This is a genomic window from Pseudomonas sp. GW456-E7, from assembly GCF_059424105.1.
This window is the reverse complement of record NZ_JBWKZB010000067.1, coordinates 1-26,424: the sequence shown is the minus strand read 5'-3', so window position 1 is coordinate 26,424 and position 26,424 is coordinate 1. Positions and strand designations below refer to the sequence as shown.

Here is a 26,424-nt window from a genome sequence, read left to right as displayed (position 1 = left end):
TTGTCATTCAGCATTGTTGTTGACTGACACTCCGTCTTCGCGAGCAAGCCCGCTCCCACATTTTTTTACTTTTTACAGCGAGTGATAAGTCGGCAAGGCAAACCGTTGCTGGCTTTGCAGCAAGGAAATCTGCGGCAGCTCACTGGCTTGTTCGGCGAGGTCGCGGCGAATCGCACTGATGACCCACGTCAGTTGGTCGCCGTTGTGCAATTGCTGGTAGGAAATCGAGCGTTTGAACTCTTTGCCTTCGCCGCCGCTCAGGGTCAACAGGATCCCGCCGTCAGGACGGGCCTGGGTGGTGACCTTGTAGTTGGAGAACAGGGACGTAAATTTTTCCTGGATCAGGCTCATGTCGTTCAGCTCCGTGATGACTTGAATGGCAAGCATGGAGAGACTGTTGCAGCCTTTGTGCCAGTGTTTTTAGTTGGTCAATATCAATAAAAATCAATGAGTTACTGTTTTTGGTGATTTTCGCATTCGTGCAATCTGCATGAATGCCCATCGTGCATCCTGCATTTTGCGAGGGCGCTCGGCGATTCGATGGAACCATTGCTCAGGGTAGGGTTCACGCCGGGCAACCTGGCGATCGCCGATCAGGATCGCGGATCAAGATCGTGGATACAAAACATTTCAAAAACCGCGTGTACAGCTCAAGAACCGTTGACGTATTTTCGGCCTCAGACATCGCCGCCCGACAATAAAAATACAGCGAACGGGAGCATCATGAGCCGCACGTCGAACGACACGATTACCTGGGGCATGATGCTCCGCAAGCTGCCTTCCATCGCCAAAGCCATCCCCCGGGTGGTCAAGGGCATGAAGGCCGCCAACGTCAAGGACCCGACCCAGGCGTGTGGTTTGGGCTGGAGTTTCGAGCAGGCCACATTGCGCAACCCGGATGGCCCGGCGCTGTTGCAGGACGACGTTGCGCTCAGTTACTCCGAGGTCAACCAGTGGGCCAACCGTATCGCCCATCACCTGATCGGCCAAGGTATCGGCAAGGGTGACGTGGTGGCGGTCTTCATCGAGAACCGTCCGGAACTGCTGGTGACGATTCTGGCGGTGGCCAAGGTCGGCGCGATCAGTGCCTTGCTCAATACCTCGCAGACCCGCGACACCCTGGTGCACAGTGTGAATCTGGTGTCGCCGGTGGCGATCATTGTCGGTGAGGAGCTGGTCCCGGCCTACCAGGCGATACGGGATCGGGTGGCGATCCAGTCTGCCCGAACCTGGTTCGTCGCCGATCAGGACACCTCTCGCCAACCGGGTATCGCGCCTGAAGGGTTCATCAACCTGATGACCGTCAGCCTCGACGACGCCTGCGACAACCCGGCCAGCAGCCGGCAGATTTTCTTCGACGATCCCTGCTTTTATATCTACACCTCGGGCACCACGGGGCTGCCCAAGGCCGGCGTGTTCAAGCATGGCCGCTGGATGCGCAGCTCCGCGAGCTTCGGCATGATCGCGCTGGACATGCGCCCGGAGGATGTCGTCTATTGCACCTTGCCGCTGTACCACGCTACCGGCCTTTGCGTGTGCTGGGGCTCGGCCGTCAGTGGTGCCAGCGGGTTCGCCATCCGCCGCAAATTCAGCGCCAGTCAATTCTGGAGCGACGTACGCAAATACCAGGCAACCACCATCGGTTATGTCGGCGAACTGTGCCGCTACCTGGTCGATCAACCACCGAGCGAAAACGACGGCCGGCACGATGTGAAGAAGATGATCGGCAACGGCCTGCGTCCCGGGGCATGGAACGAGTTCAAGACCCGCTTTGCGGTGAATCACATCTGCGAACTCTATGCCGCCAGCGACGGCAATATCGGGTTCACCAACATTCTCAATTTCGACAACACGATCGGTTTTTCCCTGATGTCCTGGGAACTGGTCGCCTATGACCACGACAGCGGGGCGCCGATTCGTGAAGCCAACGGCTTGATGCGCAAGGTCGCCAAGGGCGAGCAAGGGCTGTTGCTGGCAAAAATCGACGACAAGGCTCCGCTGGACGGCTACACCGATCCGCAGAAAACCGCCAAGGTCGTGCTTGAGGATGTGTTCGAAAAGGGTGACCGCTATTTCAACACCGGCGACCTGTTGCGCAACATCGGCTTTGGTCATGCGCAGTTTGTCGACCGCCTCGGCGACACCTATCGCTGGAAGGGCGAAAACGTGTCGACCACGGAGGTCGAGAACATCCTCCTGCAACACCCGCATATTTCCGAAGCCGTGGCCTACGGCGTGGAAATCTGCAACACCAATGGTCGGGCCGGGATGGCAGCGATCACACCCGCCGAATCCCTGGCCACCCTGGACTTCAGCGAACTGCTGGCCTTTGTCCGCGAGCAAATGCCGGCCTATGCGGTGCCGTTGTTCCTGCGGGTGAAAGTGAAAATGGAAACCACTGGGACGTTCAAGTATCAGAAGACCCGGCTCAAGGACGAAGCCTTCGACCCAGGTAGAACCGGTGATGATCCGATCTATGCCTGGCTGCCGGGAACCCAGACTTACGTGCAGGTCACGGAGCAATTGTTGTCCGACATTCACGGCGGCAAGTACCGCTATTGAATCTGGCTATGGCGGTCCATGAGAAAAAACAAGTGACAGTGCCAGGACCGCTCGGGAAACTGTCGGCTTTTACGAATGACAGAAAAGGGAGTGCCCAATGTCAGACAAAAGCCGCCAGATGACCCCCGAAGAAGCCGCCGAATTTGCCGAACAGGTATTCAACAAGGCACGGGAGGGCGATGCGGCGATGATGGCCGCGCTGCTGACCAAGGGTTTGCCGCCGAACCTGCGTAACCACAAGGGCGATACCTTGCTGATGCTGGCCGCGTACCACGGTCATGTGGACACGGTAAAGGTCCTGCTGGAGCATAAGGCCGACCCGGAGATCCGCAACGACAACGGCCAGAGCCCGATTGCCGGGGCAGCGTTCAAGGGCGACCTGGCGGTGATCAAGGCCCTGGTCGAGGGCGGCGCGCAGGTTGAAGGCTCGTCCTTCGATGGCCGCACGGCGCTGATGATGGCGGCGATGTTCAACCGCGTCGAAGTGGTCGACTACCTGATCAGCAAGGGGGCCGACCCGCAGGCCAAGGACGCCAATGGCATCACCGCATTGGAGGCTGCCAGGACTATGGGCGCATCCGATACGGTTGCGCAGTTGCAGAAACTGGTTGGCTGATTGTTTAAAAAGATCGCAGCCTTCGGCAGCTCCTACATTGAACCGCGTGGACCTGTAGGAGCTGCCGAAGGCTGCGATCTTTTTTGGGCATTCGAATCTATCCTTGCGGTATCCTTCGCGCCCTCAAAATTCACCTCGCTACAGGATCCTCCCCATGAAAGCCGCACTCGTCGAACTCATCAGCAAAATCAGCTCCGGGTGCATGGGCGAAGACGAAGTCCTCAAGGTCGCAGACGAAGCGGCCCAGGCCTACGCCGACCCGCAGGCTTTTCTGAGCGCCAATCCGGACATCAACTACGACGAAACCTTCCCGATCCCGTTGGGTGAATGGGTGGTGGTCGGCAGCCTGCCGGAAACGGTGCTGTTCCAGGCTGACACCTACATGGACCTGTTCGCGCAGATCGTCGCTTCGTTCGGCCCGGGTGTGGAATTCAATCTCAAGCCCAAGCAACTGGCCAAGACCGAAGCCTTGACCGCGCTCAACCGCATCCAGGTGCAAATGAGCAGCCTGAACAAGGAAAACGGTGGCTACACGCTGATGAACTTCAGCCAGTTGCTCGATGACGAGTTGCAGGTGGTGCTGGTGTACGGCAATGACGTGCCCCGCGTGCTGGAATTGTGCGCCGAAGCCGGCATCGCAGCCGCGCCCTCCCTGGAAGCCCTGAAAGTGGCGATCCACGTCTGATAGCCAAATACTGTCAAATCAAAGGGAACCCTCACGACGACCGTCTATCCTAAGAGGGCAAATCACTCTTCAGGAGCGTCACCATGGGTTCCACGTTCAACAGCCTGGTTGCCTTGATCATTTTTGCCCTGGACATCTGGGCCATCATCAACGTATTCAAAAGCAGCGCCGAGACCGGGATGAAAATCCTCTGGGTACTGTTGATCGCACTGTTGCCGGTGCTGGGGCTGATCATCTGGGCCATCGCCGGGCCGCGGGGCAACGTACGGGCCTGAACAAGCGACACTGGACCTGTGGGAGCGGGCTTGCTCGCGAAAGCGGTGAGTCAGTCAACATCGATAGTGACTGGCACTACGCCTTCGCGAGCAAGCCCGCTCCCACAGGATTGTGGCAAGTCGAGCAAGTGAGGTTCGACCTGTCATGTTCCGCGACGTAGAATGCGCGCCTTTCCCGGTCATTCGAGACGAACGAATGGCCATCATGGGCGGGTAACCGTCCGTTGCCACCCGCATTCATCGGAGCACTTCCCATGAGCAACACCCTGACCAGCGACTACCTGGAAACCCTCTACGAAGGCTACGGCCAGCGTTTTCGCATGGAAAAACTGCTGCACGAAGTGCGCACCGAACACCAGCACCTGGTGATCTTCGAAAACCCGCGCATGGGCCGGGTGATGGCGCTGGACGGCGTGATCCAGACCACCGAAGCCGACGAATTCATCTACCACGAAATGCTGACCCACGTGCCGATCCTCGCCCATGGCAGCGCCAAGCGCGTGCTGATCATCGGCGGCGGCGACGGCGGCATGTTGCGTGAAGTGGCCAAGCACCGCAGTGTCGAGCACATCACCATGGTCGAGATCGACGGCACCGTGGTCGACATGTGCAAGGAGTTCCTGCCGAATCACTCCAAGGGTGCATTCGATGATCCACGCCTGAACCTGGTGATCGACGACGGCATGCGTTTCGTCGCCACCACCACTGAAAAGTTCGACGTGATCATTTCCGACTCCACTGACCCGATCGGGCCGGGCGAGGTGCTGTTCTCGGAGAACTTTTACCAGGCTTGCCACCGCTGCCTGAACGAAGGCGGCATCCTGGTGACCCAGAACGGCACGCCGTTCATGCAGATCGAAGAAGTGAAGACTACCGCTGGTCGCCTGCACAGCCTGTTCCCGGACTGGCACTTCTACCAGGCCGCCGTGCCGACCTACATCGGCGGCTCGATGACCTTCGCCTGGGGCGCGACCGATACCGCTTATCGCAAGTTGTCCCGCGAAACCCTGCAACAGCGTTTCACGGGCAGCGGTATCGTCACTCGCTACTACAATCCTGAAATCCACATCGGCGCGTTCGCCCTGCCGCAATACGTGTTGCAGGCCGTGAACAAGCCAAGCAACGACTGATTGGATGAAATGCAACACCTGTGGGAGCGGGCTTGCTCGCGAAAGCGGTGTATCAGTTAGCAATTCTGTCAACTGACACACCTTATTCGCGAGCAAGCCCGCTCCCACATTGAATTGCGGCAGAACAGGCGGAACAATTAGCCAGCTAACAAGGTCCAGATATGTGTAAGCCCATCCATGGGTTTTATCGAGGAGGCATCAATGCAAAAGTGGAAAATCACTTTCGTGGATGATCATGGCGAAACCGTCGACGAGGTCTTCGAGTGGGCCGAGCGCCCGGACAACGAGCGTGCCGCCAAGCTCATCAAGTCCCGGCTTCTTCCTGTCGCTGCCGAACTGGATCTGAACGATCTGGAAGGGCGGACCGCCGATGCGAGCGTCAAAGAGCTCAAGTCCCAGAACAGCATTCAAATCCTCGGCATTACTCCAATCTGAACGGCACCTGTCGCATTCACATCCAGGCCTTGGCAGAGGCTCTATCTTGAGGCTACTCTGCAAGCGAGATCAGCGAATGAATCGCTAAGGTCTGGTCTTGTCAGCTCCATGCTTGTTTCCCGCCGGCATATCGGTTGCCGTCGCTCGCGCTGTTCGGTTGCGGGTGAGGGAGTACGGAAAGTCTATCCATCGTTTTGAGGAGGACGTTTCATGAGCACAGCCTATCAAGAAGACATCAGCAGCAGCGTGTTGCGCCGCATGAAAGAAGGCGGTTTTGACTTTTCGCGGTTTCATCCCATCGAGTTCTACGCCATTTTCCCGGATGAGGAGCGGGCACGCAGGGCGGCAGGTCATTTCCACCGTGGTGAATCCCTGGATGCGCAAGTCAGTGTGCGCGACGATGGCGCCTGGGCGCTGGAGTTGTGCAAAGTCATGTATGCCACCTACGACGACATCGGCGACTTCGAACAGGGTTTCGAAGCGGTTGTCGAGCCGTTGGGAGGCATCATCGAAGGCTGGGGTGTGAAACAGGAGGTACGAGGGCGACTCGCATAAGCTTATGAACAGTGACAACCGGCATTGACGGCTGACCTTCGGGTTGGCCGTTTTCATTTATGGCCTGTAGGAGCTGCCGAAGGCTGCGATCTTTTGATTTTGATTCTCAACATTTCAACAAGGCAAAAAAAAGCCGCCTGAGCAGGCGGCTAAAAGGGAAGTTCAGTGTGCTTTTCAGCGAATGCCTGGATTATCCGCACCCGTTACCGGGCAGTGAAATCATCTCTGGCTATGCTGGTGATAGGCGATAACCACGCCTTGCAATGAAGCGGGGGCGATCAGATTGGAGCATTTGCCGCACAGGAATGGTGCGGTACTTGCGCATTGATTATCCAACTGATTGATATCAAAGCGTTTATGCCGCTGGCACGGGCCTTGCGAAGGTCTGGACGTCCGAGTGACAAGGAGTACGGCATGATCCGCACCTATTTTGATGAGATGTACGATGCCGGCGGCCAGGTCCGCCCGCATTATCGGGAGTTTGCCCGTTGGCTGGCCGAGACGCCTGACGAGCTTCTGGCACAACGGCGACGTGAGGCCGATCTGTTGTTTCATCGCGCCGGGATTACCTTCACGCTCTACGGGGACGAGCAGGGCACAGAGCGCCTGATTCCCTTCGACACCATCCCCCGCAGCATCCCCGCCAGTGAATGGCGGGTCGTCGAGCGCGGGTGCATCCAGCGGGTCAAGGCGCTGAACATGTTCCTCGCCGACCTGTATCACGAGCAACGCATCATCAAGGCCGGCATCATTCCGGCCGAGCAAGTGCTGGCCAACGAGCAGTACCAGTTGGCGATGCAGGGGCTGGACCTGCACCGCGATATCTACTCGCACATCTCCGGCGTCGACCTGGTGCGCGACGGCGACGGCACCTACTACGTGCTCGAAGACAATCTGCGCACACCGAGCGGCGTCAGCTACATGCTCGAAGACCGCAAGATGATGATGCGCCTGTTCCCCGAACTGTTCGCGGCGCAACGCATCGCGCCCATCGACCACTACCCGAACCTGTTGCTCGATACCCTGAAAAGCTCAAGCCCCATCGACAACCCCAGCGTGGTGGTGCTGACGCCGGGTCGCTTCAACAGCGCGTTCTTCGAGCATGCGTTTCTGGCGCGGGAAATGGGTGTGGAACTGGTGGAGGGCGCGGACCTGTTCGTGCGTGACGACAAGGTCTTCATGCGTACCACCGACGGGCCGAAAGCGGTCGACGTGATCTATCGTCGCCTCGACGACGCCTTCCTCGATCCGCTGGCCTTCAACCCGGAATCGATGCTCGGCGTGCCGGGGCTGCTGTCGTCGTACCGTTCCGGCAACGTGGTATTGGCCAATGCCATCGGCACGGGGGTGGCGGACGACAAATCGGTGTATCCGTTCGTGACCGACATGATCCGTTTCTACCTCGATGAAGAACCGATCCTGAAGAACGTGCCGACCTGGCAGTGCCGTAATCCGTCTGAACTTTCCCACGTGCTGGCCAATCTTCCAGAGCTGGTGGTCAAGGAAACCCAAGGCTCCGGCGGTTACGGAATGCTGGTGGGGCCGGCGGCGACGGCGGCGGAAATCGAAGCCTTCCGTGCGCGGATCATCGCCAAGCCCCATGCCTATATCGCACAACCGACACTGTCGCTGTCGACCTGTCCGACCTTTGTCGAAAACGGCATCGCGCCACGCCATATCGACTTGCGGCCGTTTGTCCTGTCGGGTCGTGAGACCCGGGTGGTGCCCGGCGGCTTGACCCGTGTCGCCCTGCGCGAAGGCTCCCTGGTGGTCAACTCTTCCCAGGGTGGCGGAACCAAGGACACCTGGGTGGTCGAGGATTAAAGGAAGCCTGCCATGTTAAGTAGAACTGCCTCGGATTTGTATTGGATGTCGCGTTACCTGGAGCGGGCGGAAAACCTCGCACGGATGCTCGACATCAGCTATTCGCTGTCGCTGATGCCGCAAGACGGCCGTGGCGACGGTTTGCACGAACTGGCCATGCCGCTGTTGATCACCGGCACCCTGGACGATTACCTGGAACGCCATGGCGAACTGCATGCCGAACGGCTGCTGCATTTCTTCGCCCTGGATGCGGCCAACCCGGCGAGCATCTACAGCTGTCTCGGTGCCGCGCGGGCCAGCGCCCATGCGGTGCGTGGGCGCATCACCGCCGACATGTGGGAAAACATCAACGCCACCTGGCTGGAAATTCGCGGCATCGCCGAACAGGGCCTCAGTCGCTACGGGATGAGCCGTTTCTGCGAGTGGATCAAGGAACGTTCCCACCTGTTTCGGGGCGCGTCCTACGGCACCATCATGCGTAACGATGCGTTTCGCTTCATTCGTCTGGGGACCTTCATCGAGCGAGCGGACAACACCTTGCGCCTGCTCGATGCCCGTTACGAAATGGCCGGCGACCAGGCCGAAGCGGTCAGCGATGGCACCGCTCACGCGTATTACCAGTGGAGCGCGTTGTTGCGGGCGTTGTCGTCGTTCGAGGCCTACACGGAAATCTACCGTGACGCCCCTGGCGCCCGGCATGTCGCCGAATTGCTGTTGCTGCGCGCCGATGTACCGCGCTCCCTGCGCGCCTGCACCGAAGAAATCGACCAGATCCTCGCGCAATTGCCGGGGGCCAACGGTCGTCCGGCACAGCGCCTGGCGGCAGAAATGGACGCACGCCTGCGCTACACCGGCATCCATGAAATTCTCGAAGAAGGCCTGCACGCCTGGCTGACCGAGTTCATCCCGCTGGTGCGCCAGTTGGGTAACGCGATTCACAGTTCTTATCTGGAGGCGGCATGAGACTTTCCATTAGCCACGAGACCACCTATCACTACGAAGACAAGGTGCGGGCGAGCATCCAGTACCTGCGGCTGACGCCCCACGACAGCGAGCGCCAGCACGTGCTCAGCTGGCAGCTCGACCTGCCGCGTCCGGTGCGGGCGCAACTCGATCCGTTCGGCAACATCCTGCATGTGCTGACCATGGATGAGCCCCACGAGGCGATCATCATCGGTGCCCGCGGCCAGGTCGATATCGATGAATGGCGTGAGGCTGAACACGAAAGCCAGTCGGCACTGCCGTTTCTGCGCTTCACCCGTTTGACTGAAGCCGATGCCGCCCTGCGGGCATTCGCCGAGAAGGAATGCAAGCAGCGTCGCGATCGCACGGCGTTGATCGATCTGATGCATGGCCTCAACCAGCATATGACCTACACGCCGGGTTCCACGGAAGTGGACACAAGCGCGGCCCAGGCCTTTGCCGGACGCTCCGGCGTGTGTCAGGACCATACCCATGCGTTTCTTGCCTGCACCCGCAGCCTGGGCATTCCTGCACGCTATGTGTCGGGCTATCTGTACAGCGAAAGCAGCGAACACCTGGCCAGCCACGCCTGGGCCGAAGCCTGGCTGGATGACGCCTGGTACAGCTTCGACGTGACCAACGAACTGGCCCGGCCGGAACGTCACCTGAAACTGGCGGTGGGCCTGGATTACCTGGATGCCTGCCCGGTACGCGGCATGCGCCGGGGCGGCGGGTGTGAGCAGATGCACGCGAAGGTGCTGGTCTCACCGACGCCAGCGCCGGTGATTTCGGTGCAGCAGCAATAACTAGAGGTCTGCAAAATCCTGTGGGAGCGAGCTTGCTCGCGATGGCGACCTTTCAGTCGATACTACCGTGACTGACACACCGCTATCGCGAGCAAGCTCGCTCCCACAGGGATCATGTCAGTGCTAGTGCTGAATCTTGCGCCCAACCATATGCTGCAAATACCCCACCAGCATCCCCAGGTCCCCATCCGGCAACACCTCGGCCGAGAACCCGGGCATCTTCGCCTGCGGCCACTGGCGCAAGCTCTGTGGATCGCGAATGTAGCGCTTGAGGAAGTCCGCGCCGAAGTACTCGGTCGGGCTGTATGGAATATTCAGGTCCGGCCCGAACTGCGCATCCCCGGCGCCATTGAGTCGATGGCACGCCAGGCAGTTCTTCTGGAACAACGCAAAACCCTTGTTCACCGGATCATCGGCCTTCAAGGACGGATCGGGCAGCAGGGCAGGGAAGCGCTCGGCCACGGGCGCCAGGCGCTTGATGCTCGCCACCTGGAACGGCCATTGCTCGGGGCTGATGTTGCCGGCCTGCGGATCGGTCCAGACCAGATAGAACGGTCCGGCACCCGGCTTGCCTTCCGATAGCGCCGGCCACGGTTTGGCCGGGTCTTCAATCGCCAGCCAGGCCCGTGCCCCTTGGGTATTGAGCAACGGCTCCGCGGCCATTTCGGCGGCAAAGCCATCCAGGGCCACGGCTTGCAGGTGGTCGTCAGGCTTGATGCCGGTCAGCAGGGCGGACAGAGGCACGGCGCGGTAGCTCATGTCCCGTTTGTAGGAAACGTCGTTGCTGATGGTGATGGTTTGCACCTGAGGATGCTTGAGCAATTCCTCCGTCTGCCAGGTGCGACTGTTCGCGCCCAGCTCCAGATTCAGCTGTGCGGCATAAAGGGGCGAGCCGATCAGCAGGGCCCCGAGCAGAATGAGCATTTTCAAAGTGATCGCCGTCCATGTCGTGGAAGTGCCATGAAGGGTGGCACAGCCACGCTGGCCCGGGTAGCGGGCCAGTCACATTTTGATAGTGGCAATTCAAAAACCGTGACGCCGTATCTTTTAGACGCGACTAGCCGATCACCTTGGTCAGGTTCGGCAATATCAACAACAGCGTGGTGGCAAAAAGGATGAGCCCGGCTTGACGTACTTTCGATTGTTTGAACATGGCTTGACCGCCTTTATTGTTATTTCCTGATGCCTGCCTGCATATCTCCATGATGGCAGCGCGTTGCACTTCCTGTAGTGACGAGCGCCTCGGCAAAACCCGACGACAACTTCGTACAAGTTCACCTTAGAGCCCGCGCAGCGCTTGGTTTAGATCCATTTCGTATGGTGTTGTCACGATTCGCTTTAAAAAAGGTATGAGGCCTATTGCCAGCTTCTTTGCCGCCCGTTGGCTAGACAGCTTGGTGTCCTGAATCGGTTAATCCGGTCGTTCATGACCGTCCGTCTGAGCGTGTGCGTCAACAACTGTGAGCGCTGCGGTCATTGAATCAAGCGCGGCTCGGGCCAAGAGTGGGCACTCTGCCTTTACTCTCCTGCACTGCGGTTCGAGGACGTCATGACCCAAGCATTGATTTTCGACGCATTACGCACGCCCCGTGGCAAAGGCAAGGCCGACGGCGCCTTGCACAGTGTCAAGCCGGTGAACCTGGTGGCCGGTTTACTCACCGCGCTGCAGCAGCGCACGGCGCTGGACACCAGCCAGGTCGATGACGTGGTGCTCGGCTGCGTGACACCGATTGGCGATCAAGGCTCTGACATCGCCAAGACCGCCGCCCAGGTGGCCGATTGGGATGTCAGTGTGGCGGGGGTACAAATCAACCGTTTCTGCGCTTCGGGGCTGGAGGCGGTCAACCTCGGCGCAATGAAAGTGCGTTCCGGCTTCGAGGATCTGGTGGTGGTCGGTGGTGTCGAGTCGATGTCCCGGGTGCCTATGGGCAGCGATGGCGGCGCCTGGGCGCTGGACCCGGCGACCAACCTGCACAGCCATTTCACGCCCCAAGGGGTGGGTGCCGACCTGATCGCCACCCTTGAAGGCTTCAGCCGTCAGGACGTCGATGCCTACGCCCTGCATTCCCAGCAGAAGGCAGCGCGGGCGCGGGCCGACGGTTCGTTCAACAAGTCGCTGGTGCCGGTGCAGGACCAGAACGGCATCATCCTGCTCGATCACGATGAGTTCATTCGCGCCGAATCGACTCTGGAAGGCCTGGGCAAGCTCAAGCCGAGTTTCGAGATGATGGGGCAGATGGGGTTCGATGCCACCGCGCTGCGGGTCTATAGCCATGTCGAACGGATCAATCATGTTCACACCCCGGGCAACAGCTCCGGGATTGTCGATGGCGCGGCGCTGATGCTCATCGGCTCCGAAGCCAAGGGCCGGGAGTTGGGGCTGCAGCCCCGGGCGCGGATTGTCGCCACGGCGGTCACCAGTACCGACCCGACCATCATGCTCACCGGCCCCGCGCCGGCGACCCGCAAGGCATTGGCCAAGGCCGGTCTGCGGGTCGAAGACATCGACCTGTTCGAGGTCAACGAGGCGTTCGCTTCGGTGGTGTTGAAATTCATCAAGGACATGGCGGTCGACCCGGACAAGGTCAATGTCAACGGCGGCTCCATCGCCATGGGCCACCCGCTGGGCGCCACCGGTTGCGCCATCCTCGGCACACTGCTGGATGAACTGGAAGCCCGACGCCTGCGTTATGGCCTCGCGACCCTGTGTGTCGGCGGCGGCATGGGCATTGCCACCATCATCGAACGCCTCTGAGCCCGGACTTCAAGGAACCCAATTATGAGCGAAGCCATTCGTTACGAAAAAGGCCAGGACCGCATTGTCGTCCTGACCATCGACCTGCCGGACCAGAGCGCCAACACCATGAACGCGGCGTACCGCGAGGCCATGGCCGACTGCGTCGCGCGCCTGGTGGGCGACAAGGACAACATCGCCGGTGTGATCATCACGTCGGCCAAGAAAACCTTCTTTGCCGGCGGCGACCTCAATGAATTGATCAAGGTCGGCAAGCCCGAAGCCAAAGCCTTCTACGACATGGTACTGACCCTCAAGGGGCAGTTGCGCACCCTGGAAACCCTCGGCAAACCGGTGGTTGCGGCGATCAACGGCGCGGCACTCGGCGGCGGCTGGGAGATCTGCCTGGCCTGCCATCATCGGGTGGCGCTGGATAATCCTGCGGTGCAACTCGGCCTGCCGGAAGTCACCCTCGGCCTGCTGCCGGGCGGTGGTGGCGTGGTGCGCATGGTGCGCATGCTCGGGATCGAAAAAGCCCTGCCGTACCTGCTGGAAGGCAAGAAGGTGCAACCGCAACAGGCATTGCAGGCAGGCTTGATCGACGCGTTGGCGACCGACCGCGAAGATCTGTTGGCCAAGGCGCGGGCGTGGATTCTGGCCAATCCGACGGCGGTACAACGCTGGGACGTGAAGGGCTATCAGATTCCGGGCGGCACACCGTCAAGCCCGAAAGTCGCCCAGATGCTGGCGATTGCCCCGTCTATCCTGCGCAGCAAAACCCAGGGCACGATGCCCGCGCCGGAGAAAATCCTCTGCGCAGCGGTCGAGGGCGCGCAAGTGGATTTCGACACCGCGCACCTGATCGAAACCCGCTACTTCACCGAGCTGACCACCGGCCAGGTCTCGAAAAACCTGATCGGTACATTCTGGTTCCAGCTCAACGAAATGAATGCCGGCGGCTCACGGCCGCAAGGTTTTACGCCTTATGTCACCCGCAAGGTCGGCGTGCTCGGCGCCGGGATGATGGGCGCCGGTATTGCGTTTGTCAGCGCGTCGGCGGGTATCGACGTGGTACTCAAGGACATCAACCTCGCCGCAGCCGAGAAGGGCAAGGCCCATTCAGCTGCGCTGCTGGACAAGAAAGTCGGCCGCGGACAAATGAGCATCGAGCAGCGTGACGCGGTGCTGGCGCGCATCCAAACCAGCGAAAGCGATGCAGACCTGGCCGGTTGCGACCTGATCATCGAGGCGGTGTTCGAGGATCGTGACCTGAAGGCCAAAGTCTCGTTGGCCGCGCAGAAGGTCGTCGGCGCGGACGCAGTGATCGCGTCCAACACCTCGACCTTGCCGATCAGCGGCCTGGCGTGCGCCGTGCCCGACCAGAGCAAGTTCATCGGCCTGCACTTTTTCAGCCCCGTGGAAAAAATGCCGCTGGTGGAAATCATCAAGGGCGCCAATACCAGCGACGAAACCCTGGCCCGCGGATTCGATTACGTCCTGCAAATCAAGAAGACCCCGATTGTGGTCAACGACAGCCGCGGTTTCTTCACGTCGCGGGTGTTCGGCACCTTCACCAACGAAGGCATTGCCATGCTGGGCGAAGGTGTGAACGCGGCGATGATCGAGACTGAAGCACGCAAGGCCGGCATGCCTGTAGGGCCGCTGGCGATCTCCGATGAAGTTTCCCTCAGCCTGATGAACCATATCCGCCTGCAAACGGCCAAGGACCTGCAAGCAGAAGGCAAGCCACTGACAGAACATCCTGCGTTTGCCGTCATCGACTTGCTGCTCAATGAGTTCAAGCGTCCGGGCAAGGCGGCCGGTGGCGGTTTCTACGAGTATCCGGTGGGCGGCCAGAAACACCTGTGGCCGGAGTTGAAAAAGCGCTTCGAGAAAGCCGACGGGCAGATTTCGCCAGTGGATGTGCGTGATCGCCTGCTGTTCGTGCAAGCCATCGAAACCGTGCGTTGTGTGGAGGAGGGCGTGTTGACCTCGACGGCGGACGCCAACGTCGGCTCGATCTTCGGCATCGGTTTCGCCGCCTGGACCGGCGGTGCACTGCAGTTCATCAACCAGTACGGCGTACAGGACTTTGTCGCCCGCGCCCAGTACCTGGCCAAGCAGTATGGCGAACGGTTCGCGCCGCCTGCACTGCTCCTGGAAAAAGCGGCAAAAGGGGAGGCCTTCTAAGGGTGTGATGACACATTTCGGGGCTTGCCTTGTCACCGTGTTTCGAGGCAGGCTCTGAGGTGTGCATTATTCCCATCACGTGTCAGGTATTTTTTATGTCGTTACGCATCTGCATTCTGGAAACCGACCACCTGCGTCCGGAATTGGTTGACCAATATCAGGGCTACGGGCAGATGTTCAAACACCTGTTTTCGCAGCAGCCGATTGCCGCCGAGTTCACCGTCTACAACGTGGTGCAGGGTGAGTACCCAAGCGACGACCTGACATTCGACGCCTACCTGGTGACGGGCAGCAAGGCCGATTCCTTCGGCACCGACCCGTGGATCGAAACCCTCAAGAAGTACCTGCTGACCCGCTACGAGCGTGGCGACAAGTTGCTCGGCGTCTGCTTCGGTCATCAGTTGCTGGCATTGCTGCTCGGTGGCAAGAGCGAGCGTGCGACCCAGGGTTGGGGTGTCGGCACCCACAACTACAAACTGGCCGCCAAGGCGCCGTGGATGAGTCCTGTACGCGAAGAACTGACGCTGCTGATCAGCCACCAGGATCAGGTCACGTCGCTGCCTGAGAACGCCACGGTCATCGCCTCCAGCGATTTCTGTCCGTATGCCGCCTACCACATCAACGATCAGGTGCTGTGCTTCCAGGGGCATCCGGAATTCATCCACGACTACTCCCGCGCCCTGCTGGAGATTCGTCAGGATGCGCTGGGCCAGCAGATCTACTCCAAAGGCATTGCGAGCCTGGAGCAGGAGCACCATGGCACTACGGTTGCCGAATGGATGATGCGGTTTGTTGCGCACAAGCCGACCGCAGTCAAAGGCTGAAATCATCGCGAGCAGGCTCGCTCCCACAGTGGATCTTCGGTGTTGCAGAGATCAATGTGGGGAGCGAGCCTGCTCGCGAAGGTCGTGAACGATAACGCGTTGAACCAGGTACACAGCGGCGCCCCTGGATTTTTCGCGAGCGAGCTCGCTCCTACAGCCAGCCGGACTTCTTGAAACTCGCCCACAACCCCACGCAGCCCACCGTAATAAACCCCAGCACCCCGAAATAGCCGTAGTGCCAGCCCAACTCCGGCATGTTCTGGAAGTTCATCCCGTAGATCCCCGCCACCGCCGTCGGGAAGGCCAGAATCGCCGCCCAGGCCGCAAACTTGCGTTGCACCACGCTCTGGCGAGAGGCCTCCAGCAGCACCCCGACCTCAATTGTCTGGCTGGCAATATCCGCCAGGGTCGTCAGGTCTTCCATTTGCCGCGTTACATGGATCTGCACATCGCGAAAGTACGGGCGCATGTTCTTGTCGATGAACGGGAAGCTCAGCTTTTGCAGTTCCTCGCCAATCTCCACCATCGGCGCCGCGTAACGACGCAGGCGCAAGACATCCCGGCGCAAGCCATGAAGTTTCTGAATGTCATGCTCATTCAGTGCACTGCAAAGTACGTTGCGTTCCAGCTCATCGATTTCAGCATGGATGGCTTCACCCATTGGCTGGTAGTTTTCGATGACGAAGTCGAGGATGGCGTAAAGTACGAAATCTTCTCCGTGCTCCAGCAGAATCGGACGTGCCTCACAGCGCTGTCGGACATAGGCGTAGGAAGCCGAATGGCCGTTGCGTGCGGTAATGATGTAACCCTTGCCCGCAAATATATGTGTTTCGATGAACTCGAGTTTGCCTTCATTGCGAATCGGCGAGTACGTAACGATGAACAGCGCATCGCCGAAGGTTTCCAGCTTCGGCCGGCTGTGTTTTTCCAGGGCGTCTTCAATGGCCAGCTCGTGCAGGTTGAACTGGCGTTGCAGGTTGTAGAGTTCCTCGGCGTTCGGCTCCTCGAGGCCGATCCAGACAAAGTGCCCGGGCTTTGCCGCCCAGGCTGCGCCTTCGTCGAGGGTGATATTGGTGACTTTCTTACCGGCGCTATAAACCGCAGCAGCAACAACTCTACCCATGATGGTAATTCACTTCTTCTTGGCAGCTTTCAATTGGCAACAAATGCAACGGCAGTGTCGATCAGCTTAGCCTCGCAAGGGTTTGAGAGTCAGTTAAATCTGCCGAGTTCGCCGGTAAAGTCTCGCAGGCAAAAGAAAACCCGCACCAGGCGGGTTTTCTTGTTCAGGCGGCTTGCAGTTGCCGGTCCATCGACTCGATGCATTCACGCATCTGCTCGCGGCACTGGGCAATCAGCAGGGGCATGTCGTCCAGGCTCAATCCGGCGGTGGGAATCGCCGGCAACGAGCGAATCAGGATTTTCCCGCTGCGCCAGCGGTTCAATCGCATGTGTTTGACGTAACTGCTGACACACACCGGCACTATGGGTACCCCGGCGGCAATGGCCATCTGGAAGGCGCCTTTCTTGAAGGGCAGCAACTCCTCGCCCAGGTTGCGCGTGCCTTCCGGGAACACCCAGATCGAGGTGTCTTTGTTTTGCAGGGTGTGAGTGGTGGTCAACATCGACTTGCGCGCCTTGTGCGCGTTGCCGCGGTCGATCAGCACATTGCCGGCCAGCCAGAACAGCTGCCCGAACAGTGGCACCCATTTCAGGCTCTTTTTGCCGATGCACACGGTACGGCGGGGCACCACGTTGCCAAACACAAACAGGTCGTAGTTGGACTGATGATTGGCGACGATCACGCAGCTGTCTGGTTTATCCATCAACGGCCCGACTTCGGCCTTCACCCGCAAACGCAAAATACACATGGCCGGCCACGCATACAGGCGTGCGCACAGGCGGCTGTTGTCCGGGTTGAAAGGCCGGCACAGGCCGAGGATCACACCCAGCACACCCGCCACGATAAAATGCAGGCCCATCAATGACATACGGAACAAAAACAGCATTTACAGGCCCCACCGGGACAAAAGGTGGCGCAGTGTACGGATGTGCACTGTTTTCGGCAATTGCTGCCAGAGTCGTGAGAGATAGCCGAAGTTTGTGCTGATGTTTCCGACTGATGGGTCAGACGCGGTCTAGAGCGGTTACAGATGTTTAACCAGGACAGGTACAAAAAAGCCCGACACGACGGTCGGGCTTTTCGTTGCAGCGGATCCGGGCTTAACCCAAATGCTCCTGGTCCTGGATGATCGCGTTGTCCAGGGCCTCCAGCAGTGCTTTGCGCACTTTCAATTTGGTGTTCTTGTGCGCGGTCATGTTGATCTTCTTCAACTGACGAGCCGCCGCCAGTGCCGTGCCTTGCAGCTCTTCAGCCGACACCACGACATCCAGGAAGCCGGCAGCCACGGCGCCTTGCGGGTTGAACATCTCACCGTTGACCACCGAGCGCTGAAGCGCCACTTTGTTCAGGCGGTCACGGGCGATCTCGATGCCCGCGTGGTGCATGGTCATGCCGATCTGCACTTCGTTCAGGCCGATGCTGAACGGACCGTCTACGCCGATGCGATAGTCGGCCGACAACAGCAGGAATGCACCCTTGGCCACCGCATGCCCCGGGCACGCCACGATCACCGGGAAGGGGTGCGACAGCAGGCGGCGGGCCAGGGTCGAGCCGGAGGTCACCAGTGCCACGGCTTCTCTAGGACCCGCCGTCATCACCTTCAAGTCATAACCGCCAGAGAGAATGCCCGGCTGCCCGGTAATGATCACCACCGCACGATCAGTCACTGCCCGATCCAGCGCAGCGTTGAACTCGGCAATCACATCCGGGGAGATGGCATTGACCTTGCCATTGCTCAAGGTCAGGGTCGCGATACCGTCTTCGAGATGGTATGAAATCAACTCACTCATGACGCTATTCCTTTCAATAAAGTTGGGCAGACGTTACCCACCGCCGCAGGCCAGGTAAAGCGCCGTGACTGACCCGCCAGTCACCCTTTGCCCGCCCGCCAGGCGCAGCCCGCCGCGCCTGCTGCGCATTCCCCTCTATATAGAGGAGGGCACGAAGCCGGAGATTGGCCGGTTTGCCATGGCCCAGAGGGAGCGCAAACGCTGAATCGCGTTAACCGCATGAAAATTCTGAAAAAAATGTTTGCCATCGGAAAAGCTTTCGACTACATTAGCGCGCCTCGACAGACAGAACATGTTTGAAGAGATACGGTGAAGTGTCCGAGTGGCTTAAGGAGCACGCCTGGAAAGTGTGTATACAGGAAACTGTATCGAGAGTTCGAATCTCTCCTTCACCGCCACATTCTGAAAACCCCCGCAAGCTTACGGTTTGCGGGGGTTTTTCTTTTTCAGTTGTGCCAATCAATATATCCCGCCACTTACCGAGTCTCCACTACGTCAGCTCAAACCGCTCTTGCGCATAGTCCTTACCTGCCAGGGTAAGTTCAAAAATGGTGGCGCCGAACGTGCCCCGAGTCACTTTTTGATTCACAAGACGTTTAGCCTGGAGTTGCTTCAGACCCTCTTCAACTTCCAGCTTGCTGAGTGAGACCAGTTTGCAAATCGAGTCCAGGTTTGCAACCTTTCTGAAGTTTGCGTGATAGGCCAAGGCTTCCATCAGCAGCGTTTGGTTATCTGTCAGCTGTGGAAACTGTGGGTTGTTCTTTTTGTAAATTTTTCGCTCTATTTCATGTAGCTCGCCGTAAGCTCCGTCGTTGCTGCGGTAGTAGTAAATCACTAAAGTCAGGGTGCAGACGAAAGCCCCGATAATCGTCAGTAGCGACCAGTTCGGTATTGGCGTTTCCAGCTGAAGCCAACTCCATGTACGTAGCAGCCAGCCCTGGGTCTCTGCCAACAACGTCAGCTCGAAGTAAGTGTCGAGCAGCTTTGTGGCAATGATCAAGGCGATAAGGAAGCCTGCAGCCGAGTAGGCCATAGCCTTGCAAGTGAACGGGGAATGATTGCCTTCTGCCGCCATGCTGAGGGTCTCCAGCGCAGGGAACCGATCTTTCAGCATAGCAGTAGGGCATCGTCCGTTACGTATCGAATCCGGTGGCCAGCAACTCGGCTAATGACCCCGTGACGTTGCCGGCGTTTGATGCGCTGGCCGAATATCTGAACAGGAATAAACAGCAATGATCACCACCACAACCCAATCCATTGAAGGCCGGCAAATTACCGCCTACCTGGACATCGTCAGCGCCGAGTCAGTGCAAGGGATCAACGTTGTTCGTGACGTATTTGCCGGAATGCGCGACTTTTTCGGCGGGCGCTCCCAGACGCTGGAGCGAGCGTTGAACGAAGCACGCGTTCAGGCCACCGATGAGATCAAGGAGCGGGCGCGGGCGCTTCAGGCGGACGCGGTGGTGGGGCTTGACTATGAGATCAGCATGCCGGCCGGCAGGGGCGGGATGGTCGTCGTGTTTGTGACCGGGACAGCGGTCAAGTTGCGATGAGGGATCGCAGCCATTCGTCGGTCACATGAAAATTCGAACGGAAAGTCCATTAGTGACCGGCTAGTCTGAAAATCCTTGGCGGTCGATATTTTTCAGGCAAAGGGCTTGCCGGTGTCGATCCCGCTCGTTGAAAGGGGTGAAGAGATGGCTGATCCGTATATCGAGGACGATGGCGCAGAGTTTCCGATCAACAATTGCGTGCAGTGTGGCCAGACCCAGTATGTGGCCAGTTTCGGCGAAGACCAGACAGAGGTCGACAAGATCAAGACCAGGGCGTGCCGGGTCCTGAAGGGCAAGTTCCTGCCCAGGGTGACAGCACCGGTCAGGAAGTAGACGAACTCAGACAGACCCCGTCATTGAGCGGGGTTTTTCATGTCTGAAAGGTTTTCATGACTAATTTTTTAAAGTGGCGATCTTTCACAAACTTTTCACAACAACCTCCGTAGTCTCGACTCATCCGTTAGAAAGCAACACCTGGCCCGTTTCCCCAGCGGGCTTTTTTTTGCCCGTCGTAAAACCTTTTCCAAAATTGCTGTCCAACCGTCGCCAATCGCGAAGTTGGACCGGCGTGCTGGACTCTATCCGCGCAAAAGCATTCAATCTCGCCTCCTTTGTGTATACCCCTATTTTTTGAGGTTTTTGTCATGCGTTTAACACTGCCCGCTCTGGTTCTGGGGCTTCTGGTTGCTCAAGGTGCAATGGCTGGTGACGGTACTGCCGCGCTGGGGGGTGGCTTGGGCGGCGCATTGGGTAACGTGGTCGGCCAGAAAATGGGCGGCAGCACTGGCGCAGTGATCGGTGCAGGCGTTGCTGGCGCGGCGGGCAGCGCAGTTGCCGCCAAAAAAGGTCATCGCACCAGCGCTGCCATCGGTGGCGGTGTCGGCGCAGCCGGTGGTTCGGTGATCGGTAAAAGCCTGGGTGGCAAGTCCGGTGCCACCATCGGCGCAGGCCTGGGCGGTGCATTGGGCGGCGGCGTAGGCAGCAACCTGGCCAACGGTCACAAGCGTCACTGATGCTGATCCAGATGGGAAAAAGCCCGGCTTGATGCCGGGCTTTTTCATATATGAACGATTCCCGCCGCAGCGGCTCAAATCTTCCATACTCCTGAAGAATGCGAGGCGTGCCATGAACCCCAAAACCGACGGCAAACAGAACGCAAACCCGGTGACTCGACGGTTGATGTTGCCTGCGATTGTTTTTGGATTGCTGCTCTCCCAGGTGGCACTGGCAGGCGGTAACGGAGATGCCGCGGTGGGCGGCGGTCTTGGTGGGGTGCTGGGCAACGTGGTCGGTGGCCAGGTGGGTGGCAGTACTGGCGCAGCGATTGGTGCGGGTGTCGGCGGGGCGGCCGGCAGTGCCGTTGCCGCACCCAAGCGCAATCGCACCGAAGCGGCGGTAGGCGGTGGTTTGGGCGCGGCGGGCGGATCGGTGCTCGGCAACAGTCTTGGCGGTTCGACCGGGTCGGCCATTGGTGCCGGTGTTGGCGGTGCAGCCGGCGGTGCGATCGGCAATGATCTGGGGGATGGCAGTGGCCATTCCCATTCCGGTGGCGGACATAAACACTCGAACAAGCACCACAAAAAGCATCACTGATTGAGTGAGGCAAACCATGACTCTGGAATCCGAAGGCAAGGAAGACAAAGACCCAAGCGCACAACCATCCATCAACGATCCCGGCAATGAAGATCCGGGATCGCTGATGGATGATGCGACGGTGCCACTTAACGATGCAGATGACGCAGGCGATGTGGGAAATATCGAGTTTGATGATGAGGAAGAGGACGAAGACTGATTGAGTCCTGTTGCCGAATCAACCGATCGTCTACCGGGTCGAACGTGTCCATCGTGCAGTCCTCGATATGTCATGACCTGCGCTTGAGGTCAGATGAGAGGTGCGAGATGAACACTGATCCAAAGGCCTTCGACGATGATGAAACTCCGGAATATCCGCTGCCGTCACCTACCGATTCCTTGAGCCGCGACCAACGACCGCCGGACGACGATGTCGGCGTGGAGCAAGTGCCGGGCGACGAGAGCGACGAGAATCTCGAGGCAGATCCGCACGATCGGCGCGATGCAGATACCGATGGCGCGGCAGAGCCGGCTACTTCGAAGCGGCGGTGAGGGCGTCCGGCGCTCGAACGCTTCCTGAAAGAATCGATCCGTGGGGGTCGCTCGACCCCAGCGGATCCACCCACCCCGTCGGGTTGCGGGTGTACCGATACGGGTTCAACCCACCGCCCGACCTGAGCGGATCCGGTGTCAGAAAACGACCGAAGTCCGGCTGGTAATAGCGATGCCGGTTGTAGTGCAGGCCACTCTCTGCGTCGAAGTATTGTCCCTGAAACCGTAAGAGTTGTTCGGCTCGTTCGCCGTCGCCGCGGCTCGACTCACGGAGTTTGCCGTGGGCGGTGTATTGGGCCGACCAGACAATCGCACCGCCGTGGCTGGTCAGTTCCTGCGGGGTGCCGAGGTGGTCGAGTTGAAAGTAGTACGGGCAGGCGTGTGCCTGGCCTTTGCCGTCGAGCAGCGCCAGTGGGCGGAAGCTACCGGGCTCGCCGGGTTCACTGCGTTCGTAGATGTAGCTGCGGTAGTGCCGGGGGCCGCTTTCGGCGATCAGCCGGTCGTCTTGCCAGAAGTATTGCGTGGTGTAGCCGTCAATAATTTTCTGGATGCGCCGGCCGAAAGCGTCGTAGCAATAGCTGACACTTTTACCGTCCGGGGGGCTGACGCCGATCAGGCGGTGCTGGCTGTCGTAGGTGTATTCGGTGACCCAGGGCGGCAGGCCGCGGCGTTCGCGGATCAGGTTGCCGAAGGCGTCGTAGTCGTAGTAGCTGCCGTCATTGCCACTGCCACTGCACTGCAGGCGGTTGCCCTGGAAAACACACGGGCCTGGACGCTCGTGGATCAGCAGGTTACCGGCCGGGTCGTGGGTGAAGTGCTCTGCCCACTGGTCGCGGGCGTGACGTACGCCGGTCAGGCGATCGAGCGCATCGTATTGATAGCAGCGTGAGCCGTGGCGGCTGTCGGTAACCTTCAAGAGGTTGCCCTTGGCGCTGTAGGCATATTCGCGGCGGTACAGCGGTCGTTGTTTTTGGCTGATGACATGGGCCTGCAAACGGCCTTGCTCGTCGTAGGCGTAATCGCTGAGCAGAAGGCCCTGTTGGCGTTGCTGTTCGCGCCCGCCGACAAAACGATGGCGGGTCAGGGGTGTGCCGTTGAGGTCGATGGCCGTGAGGGCGCCTCCCTTGGCGTGGTGGTAGTCGAGAATACAGGCGTCCGGCAGGTGCAGACACTGGAGCCGACCGCAGACGTCGTAGTCGTAACGCAGGGTGCCCCAGCCCTGATGCTCGGTGATCAGTCGGTCCTGAAGGTCGTATTCGAACTGCAACGGAGGGGCCAGGCCGTCATCGACGCTGACCAGTCGCCCGAGCGTGTCGTAGCGGTACTCGACCCTGACCCCATCGGGCAAGGTTTTGACCCGTAACCGCCCAGCGCTGTCACGCTGATAGCCGGTAACCCGTTGCGAACCGTCGTCGCCAAACTCGGTTTTCTCCAGCAATTGGCCATTGAGGTCGTAGCTATAGGTGGTACGACGCCCATCGAAGGCGGTTTCCTGTCGGATCAATCCTCCCGGGGTGTAGTCCAGACGGTAAATGTCGCCCACCTCGTTTTCGATCTCGGTCAGCAGCAATTGCGCATGGTCGTAGCGGTACTTCAGCGCGCTGCCGTCGGGGTTGATCCGACGACTGATCAAGTGCAGGTCGTCGGCGTATTCGTAACGGGTTACCCGTCCCAGTTCGTCGGTCTCGGCGGTGATCCGGCCGTAGGCGTTGTAGCGCCAGGCACGGCAGGCGCCCAAGGGCAGCGTGGTCCGGCTCAGTCGACCCACGGCGTCCCACTCATAACGGGTGATGGCACCGTGTTCGTCTTGTTCGGTAATCCTGCGCCCCAACGCATCGTAGGAAAACATGCGCTGAGAACCATCGGGCAAGGTTTCTTCCAGCAATTGCCCCAGGACGCTCCAGGCAAACCGGTGAATGCTCTGGTCTGGAAAGCGGATCGTCAGCAAGCGCCCCAGCGAGTCGTAGGAATAGTGGGTGATCTGTCCGTCGGGATCGGTGACGGCCGTGATGTCTCCCTGGGCGTTGCGCTGGTAGCTCCACGTCGCCCGACCGCGGGTGCGGGCGTGCAGGAAACCGTGGTGATATTTGTAGGACGTGGGCGCCTCATCCGGTGCATGCAGCGCGATCAGTCGCCCGGCTTCGTCATAATGGTATTGGGTGACGGCGCCGAGGGCGTCCTGCTCGAAGATCAATCGGCCCAGATTGTCGTAGGCCTTGTGCTGCTCGCCGCCGTCCAGCCCGATGTGGCGCACCCATCGAGCGTATGGGTCATGAACGTAAACCTCTTGGCTGCCGTCGGCGTTGTTCACCGTCACGGTGCCTTGATCATCCCAGGTGTAACGCGCCTCCATCTGCGCAAACGAGGCCCAATGATGGACGCAGCGGGCGGTCTTGCCGGAGCGTTCCCACGCCCAGAACAAACTCGCGCCGCCTGCCAGTTGCCGTTGCAGGATCACGTGCTGCTCGTCGTAGTCATAACGCTCGGTTTCACCCGCGGCGTTGGTCACCTCGACCAGACGCTGGCGGGCGTCGTAGCGGTAGCTGGCCAGGGTCTGTTCGGTGCGCCAGGTTTGCGCCTCGCACCCGCAGCGCTGAAACACCTGATAGTCGACGGCCACCAGGTGCTTGAGGTCATAACGCAGCAGCAAGGCACGGTCAGCGCCGTTGTCCAGGCGCTGAATTCGCTCAAGGCCGTCCCGCTGTACCGTCAGGCGGTTGCCGTAGGCGTCGCTGATCGCGGTCAGTCGGCCGTCGCGGAAATGAAAAAAGCGTGCCGCGTCGCCAGCCAGGGCGAGGATCAGTTCGCCCGGTTCTTCGCCGAGGTAAATTGCCGCCCGCGAGAGTCTGTTACGGATCAACGGGCGCGCCGTTGTCGGCCATGGAAATGGCGTGCGGTGGTTTTCCGCGTCGATCCACAGCACCTGCTCGCCGTGGAATTCCAGATGCTGGGACAGCGAATGCCGCCAGCCGAAACCGAGCCCGCTGTCGAGTTCGACGCCACGGGTGCGATAGAGGCGGGTGAAGTCGAACGGCAAGATCCCGTCGAGGGTGCCGTCCGTGAGGGCCAGCGATACTTCACCGGTGACCATCGACACCGGGCCGTTGTGGGGGGCGGTGCGCTCGAGGGTATCGATCCTGGCGGCGAACCTGTGCACCTGTGTCAGGGGACCGCTGGCGGGACATGCCAATACCTTTTGGGGATCGAACATCTGCAGACTTTCCCTTGGCGGAATGTAGGACCTGAGACTCTGCGGAGGATCTTCAAGGAAAGAAGTCGGGAAAGTTGGCGTTTGATGTAGGGCGAATCGCTAAATCACGAGAGCCATTCGGCGTGGATCGGGATTTCATCGTTGCTCTGAGACGGCCGCGCTCGTTATGCTGCTGAATCCTTTAATCCATTCGGGTGCGGGCCTCACCTGCGCCGCCCGGGATGCCTTGGAAAACGGATCAGTTGCGATGAATGCACCGCTGAAAACATTCGGCCCGATCAAGGCCGTGATTTTCGATATGGACGGCTTGCTGCTGGATACAGAGGGCATCTACACCGAAGTCACGTCCATCATTGCCGCGCGTTACGGCCGAACGTTCGACTGGAGCATCAAGCAGAACATCATTGGCCGGGGCGCCGGGGATCTGGCGCGCTATGTCGTTGAAGCGCTCGACCTGCCGATTACCGCCGAAGAGTTTCTGGTGATCCGCGAGCCGCTGATGCGCGAGCGCTTTCCTACAGCGCAGGCGATGCCTGGCGCACAGGAACTGGTCCGGCACCTGAAGGCCAACAACATTCCCATAGCCGTGGGTACCAGTTCATCGAGCCAGTCGTTCGGTCAGAAAACCACCCTGCACCGCGACTGGTTCACCTTGTTCGACTTCATCGTCACCGCCGATGACCCCGAGGTGGGGGCGGCCAAACCGGCACCGGATATCTTCCTGACGGCGGCGCGGCGTCTGGGCGTCGCACCCGAGGATTGCCTGGTGTTCGAGGATTCGCCCTTCGGTGTCACCGCGGCGAAAGCGGCGGGGATGACGGCGATTGCGATTCCGGATGCGGCAATGGCCGACGCCAGGTACGCACACGCCGATGGCATTCTTCGTACGTTGAAGGCGTTCGAGCCGGACGCCTTTGGTTTGCCTGCGCTTGAGTGGGCCTGACAAAAGAAAGTGTGGGAGCGGGCTTGCTCGCGAAGGCGGTGTGTCAGTCACCTTAATGTCGAATGACACACCGCCTTCGCG

The 26,424-nt window shown here is 59.6% G+C and carries 26 protein-coding genes, 1 tRNA gene and 1 pseudogene; 21 read left to right on the top strand and 7 right to left on the bottom strand.

The window, feature by feature from the left end; all coding sequences use genetic code 11:
- Positions 1-72 precede the first annotated feature (72 nt).
- Entirely contained in the window at positions 73-351 is a 279-nt protein-coding gene (locus AC07YV_RS27650; RefSeq protein WP_095964027.1) for a DUF3509 domain-containing protein, read from the bottom strand.
- 372 nt (positions 352-723) lie between these two features.
- Here AC07YV_RS27650 and AC07YV_RS27645 point away from each other — a divergent pair, with 372 nt between their 5' ends.
- From AC07YV_RS27645 to AC07YV_RS27600, 10 genes are all read left to right on the top strand, one after another.
- Entirely contained in the window at positions 724-2,562 is a 1,839-nt protein-coding gene (locus AC07YV_RS27645) for a long-chain-acyl-CoA synthetase (RefSeq protein ID WP_102702376.1), read from the top strand.
- Positions 2,563-2,659: 97 nt separating this feature from the next.
- Positions 2,660-3,178, top strand: coding sequence for an ankyrin repeat domain-containing protein (locus tag AC07YV_RS27640; protein ID WP_102702377.1), 519 nt, complete (start codon positions 2,660-2,662; stop codon positions 3,176-3,178).
- A 154-nt stretch (positions 3,179-3,332) separates the two neighbouring features.
- Positions 3,333-3,863 (top strand): hypothetical protein, encoded by a 531-nt coding sequence (locus AC07YV_RS27635; protein ID WP_102702378.1) that lies wholly within the window; start codon positions 3,333-3,335, stop codon positions 3,861-3,863.
- A gap of 83 nt (positions 3,864-3,946) precedes the next feature.
- Positions 3,947-4,138: a PLD nuclease N-terminal domain-containing protein gene (locus AC07YV_RS27630; protein ID WP_102702379.1), complete on the top strand. Its 192-nt coding sequence runs from the start codon at positions 3,947-3,949 to the stop codon at positions 4,136-4,138.
- 254 nt (positions 4,139-4,392) lie between these two features.
- A complete protein-coding gene (gene speE, locus AC07YV_RS27625; RefSeq protein WP_102702380.1) occupies positions 4,393-5,268 on the top strand; it encodes a polyamine aminopropyltransferase in 876 nt (291 codons plus the stop codon).
- Between the two features lie 201 nt (positions 5,269-5,469).
- Positions 5,470-5,703, top strand: coding sequence for a hypothetical protein (locus AC07YV_RS27620; RefSeq protein ID WP_007971896.1), 234 nt, complete (start codon positions 5,470-5,472; stop codon positions 5,701-5,703).
- Positions 5,704-5,913: 210 nt separating this feature from the next.
- Positions 5,914-6,258, top strand: coding sequence for a ribonuclease E inhibitor RraB (locus AC07YV_RS27615; protein WP_007971898.1), 345 nt, complete (start codon positions 5,914-5,916; stop codon positions 6,256-6,258).
- 414 nt (positions 6,259-6,672) lie between these two features.
- Positions 6,673-8,082: a circularly permuted type 2 ATP-grasp protein gene (locus AC07YV_RS27610; protein ID WP_007971899.1), complete on the top strand. Its 1,410-nt coding sequence runs from the start codon at positions 6,673-6,675 to the stop codon at positions 8,080-8,082.
- A gap of 12 nt (positions 8,083-8,094) precedes the next feature.
- Positions 8,095-9,045: an alpha-E domain-containing protein gene (locus AC07YV_RS27605; RefSeq protein WP_007971901.1), complete on the top strand. Its 951-nt coding sequence runs from the start codon at positions 8,095-8,097 to the stop codon at positions 9,043-9,045.
- On the top strand, positions 9,042-9,851 hold the full coding sequence (locus AC07YV_RS27600; protein WP_102702381.1) for a transglutaminase family protein: 810 nt from the start codon (positions 9,042-9,044) through the stop codon (positions 9,849-9,851). The genes AC07YV_RS27605 and AC07YV_RS27600 overlap by 4 nt, the downstream gene beginning before the upstream one ends.
- 123 nt (positions 9,852-9,974) lie before the next feature.
- Here AC07YV_RS27600 and AC07YV_RS27595 read toward each other — a convergent pair.
- A pseudogene (locus AC07YV_RS27595) lies at positions 9,975-10,797 on the bottom strand (c-type cytochrome).
- A gap of 603 nt (positions 10,798-11,400) precedes the next feature.
- On the opposite strand from AC07YV_RS27595, the gene AC07YV_RS27590 reads away from it, so the two are divergent.
- The 3 genes from AC07YV_RS27590 to AC07YV_RS27580 all read left to right on the top strand — a co-directional run bounded on the left by AC07YV_RS27590 (position 11,401) and on the right by AC07YV_RS27580 (position 15,599).
- Positions 11,401-12,606, top strand: a complete 1,206-nt coding sequence (locus tag AC07YV_RS27590; protein ID WP_102673289.1) for an acetyl-CoA C-acetyltransferase — start codon at positions 11,401-11,403, stop codon at positions 12,604-12,606.
- A gap of 24 nt (positions 12,607-12,630) precedes the next feature.
- The gene (locus AC07YV_RS27585) at positions 12,631-14,775 is read left to right on the top strand and encodes a 3-hydroxyacyl-CoA dehydrogenase NAD-binding domain-containing protein (RefSeq protein WP_102702383.1); all 2,145 of its coding nucleotides are present in this window, start codon (positions 12,631-12,633) and stop codon (positions 14,773-14,775) included.
- Positions 14,776-14,870: 95 nt separating this feature from the next.
- On the top strand, positions 14,871-15,599 hold the full coding sequence (locus tag AC07YV_RS27580) for an amidotransferase (protein ID WP_102702384.1): 729 nt from the start codon (positions 14,871-14,873) through the stop codon (positions 15,597-15,599).
- Positions 15,600-15,750: 151 nt separating this feature from the next.
- Here the strand turns inward: AC07YV_RS27580 and AC07YV_RS27575 are convergent, their stop codons facing one another.
- The 3 genes from AC07YV_RS27575 to AC07YV_RS27565 all read right to left on the bottom strand — a co-directional run bounded on the left by AC07YV_RS27575 (position 15,751) and on the right by AC07YV_RS27565 (position 18,512).
- A complete protein-coding gene (locus tag AC07YV_RS27575; protein ID WP_102702385.1) occupies positions 15,751-16,722 on the bottom strand; it encodes a magnesium and cobalt transport protein CorA in 972 nt (323 codons plus the stop codon).
- Between the two features lie 163 nt (positions 16,723-16,885).
- Positions 16,886-17,608, bottom strand: a complete 723-nt coding sequence (locus AC07YV_RS27570; protein WP_102702386.1) for a lysophospholipid acyltransferase family protein — start codon at positions 17,606-17,608, stop codon at positions 16,886-16,888.
- Positions 17,609-17,822: 214 nt separating this feature from the next.
- Positions 17,823-18,512 (bottom strand): crotonase/enoyl-CoA hydratase family protein, encoded by a 690-nt coding sequence (locus AC07YV_RS27565; RefSeq protein ID WP_102702387.1) that lies wholly within the window; start codon positions 18,510-18,512, stop codon positions 17,823-17,825.
- 308 nt (positions 18,513-18,820) lie between these two features.
- Between AC07YV_RS27565 and AC07YV_RS27560 the strand changes: the two genes are divergently transcribed.
- Positions 18,821-18,910: transfer RNA gene (locus AC07YV_RS27560), tRNA-Ser, on the top strand.
- Between the two features lie 92 nt (positions 18,911-19,002).
- Here AC07YV_RS27560 and AC07YV_RS27555 read toward each other — a convergent pair.
- Positions 19,003-19,587: a hypothetical protein gene (locus AC07YV_RS27555; protein ID WP_102702393.1), complete on the bottom strand. Its 585-nt coding sequence runs from the start codon at positions 19,585-19,587 to the stop codon at positions 19,003-19,005.
- A 157-nt stretch (positions 19,588-19,744) separates the two neighbouring features.
- Here AC07YV_RS27555 and AC07YV_RS27550 point away from each other — a divergent pair, with 157 nt between their 5' ends.
- From AC07YV_RS27550 to AC07YV_RS27525, 6 genes are all read left to right on the top strand, one after another.
- Positions 19,745-20,065, top strand: a complete 321-nt coding sequence (locus AC07YV_RS27550; protein ID WP_102702388.1) for a YbjQ family protein — start codon at positions 19,745-19,747, stop codon at positions 20,063-20,065.
- 144 nt (positions 20,066-20,209) lie between these two features.
- Positions 20,210-20,398 carry a hypothetical protein gene (locus AC07YV_RS27545; protein ID WP_102702394.1) on the top strand — a complete coding sequence of 63 codons (189 nt, stop codon included), beginning with the start codon at positions 20,210-20,212 and terminating at the stop codon, positions 20,396-20,398.
- 311 nt (positions 20,399-20,709) lie between these two features.
- Positions 20,710-21,078 (top strand): hypothetical protein, encoded by a 369-nt coding sequence (locus AC07YV_RS27540; RefSeq protein WP_015096085.1) that lies wholly within the window; start codon positions 20,710-20,712, stop codon positions 21,076-21,078.
- 112 nt (positions 21,079-21,190) lie between these two features.
- Complete coding sequence (locus tag AC07YV_RS27535) at positions 21,191-21,658, top strand: YMGG-like glycine zipper-containing protein (RefSeq protein ID WP_102702389.1); 468 nt, start codon at positions 21,191-21,193, stop codon at positions 21,656-21,658.
- 16 nt (positions 21,659-21,674) lie between these two features.
- Positions 21,675-21,857, top strand: coding sequence for a hypothetical protein (locus tag AC07YV_RS27530; RefSeq protein WP_102702390.1), 183 nt, complete (start codon positions 21,675-21,677; stop codon positions 21,855-21,857).
- Between the two features lie 107 nt (positions 21,858-21,964).
- Positions 21,965-22,189 (top strand): hypothetical protein, encoded by a 225-nt coding sequence (locus AC07YV_RS27525; protein ID WP_102702391.1) that lies wholly within the window; start codon positions 21,965-21,967, stop codon positions 22,187-22,189.
- On the opposite strand, the gene AC07YV_RS27520 is transcribed toward AC07YV_RS27525, so the two are convergent.
- On the bottom strand, positions 22,170-25,400 hold the full coding sequence (locus AC07YV_RS27520) for an RHS repeat-associated core domain-containing protein (RefSeq protein WP_102702392.1): 3,231 nt from the start codon (positions 25,398-25,400) through the stop codon (positions 22,170-22,172). The genes AC07YV_RS27525 and AC07YV_RS27520 overlap by 20 nt on opposite strands.
- A 247-nt stretch (positions 25,401-25,647) precedes the next feature.
- Here AC07YV_RS27520 and AC07YV_RS27515 point away from each other — a divergent pair, with 247 nt between their 5' ends.
- The gene (locus tag AC07YV_RS27515) at positions 25,648-26,343 is read left to right on the top strand and encodes an HAD-IA family hydrolase (protein WP_095964046.1); all 696 of its coding nucleotides are present in this window, start codon (positions 25,648-25,650) and stop codon (positions 26,341-26,343) included.
- Positions 26,344-26,424: the final 81 nt, after the last annotated feature.

Bases quoted from the DNA above. Each gene is read 5' to 3' on its own strand.
- AC07YV_RS27640 (WP_102702377.1), top strand. From the start codon at position 2,660: ATGTCAGACAAAAGCCGCCAGATGACCCCCGAAGAAGCCGCCGAATTT.
- AC07YV_RS27530 (WP_102702390.1), top strand. From the start codon at position 21,675: ATGACTCTGGAATCCGAAGGCAAGGAAGACAAAGACCCAAGCGCACAA.
- AC07YV_RS27570 (WP_102702386.1), bottom strand. From the start codon at position 17,608: ATGCTGTTTTTGTTCCGTATGTCATTGATGGGCCTGCATTTTATCGTG.
- AC07YV_RS27600 (WP_102702381.1), top strand. From the start codon at position 9,042: ATGAGACTTTCCATTAGCCACGAGACCACCTATCACTACGAAGACAAG.
- AC07YV_RS27605 (WP_007971901.1), top strand. From the start codon at position 8,095: ATGTTAAGTAGAACTGCCTCGGATTTGTATTGGATGTCGCGTTACCTG.
- speE (WP_102702380.1), top strand. From the start codon at position 4,393: ATGAGCAACACCCTGACCAGCGACTACCTGGAAACCCTCTACGAAGGC.
- AC07YV_RS27585 (WP_102702383.1), top strand. From the start codon at position 12,631: ATGAGCGAAGCCATTCGTTACGAAAAAGGCCAGGACCGCATTGTCGTC.
- AC07YV_RS27635 (WP_102702378.1), top strand. From the start codon at position 3,333: ATGAAAGCCGCACTCGTCGAACTCATCAGCAAAATCAGCTCCGGGTGC.
- AC07YV_RS27615 (WP_007971898.1), top strand. From the start codon at position 5,914: ATGAGCACAGCCTATCAAGAAGACATCAGCAGCAGCGTGTTGCGCCGC.
- AC07YV_RS27525 (WP_102702391.1), top strand. From the start codon at position 21,965: ATGAACACTGATCCAAAGGCCTTCGACGATGATGAAACTCCGGAATAT.
- AC07YV_RS27550 (WP_102702388.1), top strand. From the start codon at position 19,745: ATGATCACCACCACAACCCAATCCATTGAAGGCCGGCAAATTACCGCC.
- AC07YV_RS27540 (WP_015096085.1), top strand. From the start codon at position 20,710: ATGCGTTTAACACTGCCCGCTCTGGTTCTGGGGCTTCTGGTTGCTCAA.
- AC07YV_RS27545 (WP_102702394.1), top strand. From the start codon at position 20,210: ATGGCTGATCCGTATATCGAGGACGATGGCGCAGAGTTTCCGATCAAC.
- AC07YV_RS27645 (WP_102702376.1), top strand. From the start codon at position 724: ATGAGCCGCACGTCGAACGACACGATTACCTGGGGCATGATGCTCCGC.
- AC07YV_RS27555 (WP_102702393.1), bottom strand. From the start codon at position 19,587: ATGGCGGCAGAAGGCAATCATTCCCCGTTCACTTGCAAGGCTATGGCC.
- AC07YV_RS27565 (WP_102702387.1), bottom strand. From the start codon at position 18,512: ATGAGTGAGTTGATTTCATACCATCTCGAAGACGGTATCGCGACCCTG.
- AC07YV_RS27610 (WP_007971899.1), top strand. From the start codon at position 6,673: ATGATCCGCACCTATTTTGATGAGATGTACGATGCCGGCGGCCAGGTC.
- AC07YV_RS27520 (WP_102702392.1), bottom strand. From the start codon at position 25,400: ATGTTCGATCCCCAAAAGGTATTGGCATGTCCCGCCAGCGGTCCCCTG.
- AC07YV_RS27630 (WP_102702379.1), top strand. From the start codon at position 3,947: ATGGGTTCCACGTTCAACAGCCTGGTTGCCTTGATCATTTTTGCCCTG.
- AC07YV_RS27650 (WP_095964027.1), bottom strand. From the start codon at position 351: ATGAGCCTGATCCAGGAAAAATTTACGTCCCTGTTCTCCAACTACAAG.
- AC07YV_RS27590 (WP_102673289.1), top strand. From the start codon at position 11,401: ATGACCCAAGCATTGATTTTCGACGCATTACGCACGCCCCGTGGCAAA.
- AC07YV_RS27515 (WP_095964046.1), top strand. From the start codon at position 25,648: ATGAATGCACCGCTGAAAACATTCGGCCCGATCAAGGCCGTGATTTTC.
- AC07YV_RS27580 (WP_102702384.1), top strand. From the start codon at position 14,871: ATGTCGTTACGCATCTGCATTCTGGAAACCGACCACCTGCGTCCGGAA.
- AC07YV_RS27620 (WP_007971896.1), top strand. From the start codon at position 5,470: ATGCAAAAGTGGAAAATCACTTTCGTGGATGATCATGGCGAAACCGTC.
- AC07YV_RS27535 (WP_102702389.1), top strand. From the start codon at position 21,191: ATGAACCCCAAAACCGACGGCAAACAGAACGCAAACCCGGTGACTCGA.
- AC07YV_RS27575 (WP_102702385.1), bottom strand. From the start codon at position 16,722: ATGGGTAGAGTTGTTGCTGCTGCGGTTTATAGCGCCGGTAAGAAAGTC.